Origin of the sequence: Micromonospora sp. S4605 (genome assembly GCF_003176715.1) — a bacterium.
Classification (GTDB): Bacteria; Actinomycetota; Actinomycetes; order Mycobacteriales; family Micromonosporaceae; genus Micromonospora; species Micromonospora echinaurantiaca.
In genome coordinates this window covers 1-1984 of record NZ_QGSW01000472.1, presented here as the reverse complement: position 1 = coordinate 1984, position 1984 = coordinate 1, and the positions used below count along the sequence as shown (strand labels likewise).

The 1984-nt window shown below is 66.7% G+C and carries 1 protein-coding gene; it reads right to left on the bottom strand.

Annotated elements, in window-relative coordinates:
- Positions 1-114: 114 nt before the first annotated feature.
- Positions 115-1827: an IS1634 family transposase gene (locus tag DLJ47_RS34585; RefSeq protein ID WP_109906487.1), complete on the bottom strand. Its 1713-nt coding sequence runs from the start codon at positions 1825-1827 to the stop codon at positions 115-117.
- Between the last annotated feature and the right edge of the window lie 157 nt (positions 1828-1984).

The following is a 1984-nucleotide window of genomic DNA, read 5'->3' as shown; positions in this document are numbered from 1 at the left end:
CCCGGGTTCGACGTAATTCGGGGACCTGGAGAGCTGAAATTTTGGTTCTGACCTGGGCGGAGATGGGTGGGACCGCCTGGAGGGCGTTTCTCTAGGCGGTGGCGTTTGGGCTGGTCAGCGGGGTGGGGGCTGAAGGTCGAGGACCTGCTTGGGGTGGGGGATGCCGAGCTTGGCGAGCAGGTCTCGCTGGGGCTTGGTCAGGCTGGTGACCTGCTGGAATGTGCCGGTGGGACCGGTGAATGTTCCGACGTGGAGGCGTTGGAGTTCACGGCGGGCTCGGGGCCAGGTCGTGCCGGACCGGGTCTCGATGATGCGGATGAGCAGGAGGGCGAGCCAGCACAGGACGACGTGGGCGCGGATGCGTTCTTCGAGCCGGTGGTAGACCGGCCGGAGGTCGATGATTTGCTTCATGTCGCGCCAGCCGCGTTCGACTTCCAGCAGTTGCTTGTAGCCCAGGGCGATGTCCTCGGCGCTCAGGTGGGGGTCCGAGCAGCGCAGGAGGTACTTGCCGTCGAGGTTTTCCTCCGCCTTGATCCTGGCCTGGTCGACACGGAGCTTGCCGGCGGGGGTGGCGCGGAGGTAGCGGTTCAGTCCGGGCTTGCCGGCGATCTTCCCGCGCACCTCGCCGCGCTTGAATTCGCTGAGCTTGTCCGTGTCGGCGATCAACTCCTGCAGGTGGGCGACGAGTTGCTTTCGCATGTGCTTGTCGCGTTCGGCGGCTTCGGGGTTGTGGCAGATCACGAACCGGTCGGTGTCGCTGATCCGCACTTCCTTGACGCGCATGTTCTCGGCGATCTCGGTGTAGCGGCCCTGCCGGGACAGGGCGGCCTTGACCTCGGGCGATCCGGAGCGGAGCTTCTCGCCGATGATGTAGGCGTGGTCGCCCTGCCGCAGGTAGCGGCGGTTCTCGGCGGAGGAGAAGCCGCGGTCGGTCACCCACACGATCTTCGAGAGGGTCCAGTCCCGCATCTCGTCCTTGACCTGCCGGATCACCGTCTGGTCGGAGGCGTTGCCCGGCCAGCACCAGCAGCGCACCGGGATGCCGTCCCGGGTGACGGCCATGCCGATGACGATCTGCGGCAGGTCGTCGCGGGAGTCCTTGGACTTGCCGTAGGCGCGGAACCCGCCGTGGTTCGCGTCGCCGTTCGCCTCACTGTCGTGAAGCGGGCGGCCGGCGTCGTCGCGGGCGACGGGAGCGTCGGGCTCCTCCAGCTCGAAGTAGGTGCTGGTGGTGTCGAAGAACAGCAGGTCCACTTCGAGGTTCAGCAGGGTGGCGACGGAGTCGAAGACCTGCTTCTCCAGGTCATCGGTGACCTCGTGCAGCCAGTCCATCGCCCGGTAGCAGGGCTGTTCGCCGATCTCGGTCAGTCCGTCGATGTGCGCGTCGTTGGTGATCCAGTCGGCGGCGGCAAGCTTGGACGACGGCGCCAGCGCCCGGTTGGCGACCAGGGCGAACAGCACCCGCTCGGTGGTGGTCATGTCCCGAGGCCGGCCGCGCTTGGGCTGCCCGACCCGGGCCACGATCTGGTCGATCTTCAACCTGCGCCACAGGTGGTCGAGCACGTAGGTGCCGCCGAACGGCACCGAGGAGACGAACTCCAGGTCGGATGCGGCGGTGGCCACGAGCGCGTCGCCAGGCTCCAGCAACTTCGATAGAGACACGACCAGGCGCTTGACCGCATCGCGGTCGAGTTGATCCTCGCGGCCGAAGGTGAACAGCACCTTGGGCACCGCCCGGCCCTTGGCCGGGTCCCACTCGTTGTGGGCCAGGTGCAGGTACCGGACCGTGCCGGACTTGTTCTCCCGCTTCGTCGTCTTCACATACACGGCTCTAGACAATACGAGATACGTCCAGGCTGGCACGCGTTAGTCCAGGAGATCGCGTCTCTAGGGACTTCTGGCCTTCTCTGCCTCTCGCGACCCGCCGACCAGCGCATTCCGCCTCGCAGGACCTCCAGGCCCGCCGAATTACGTCGAACCCGGG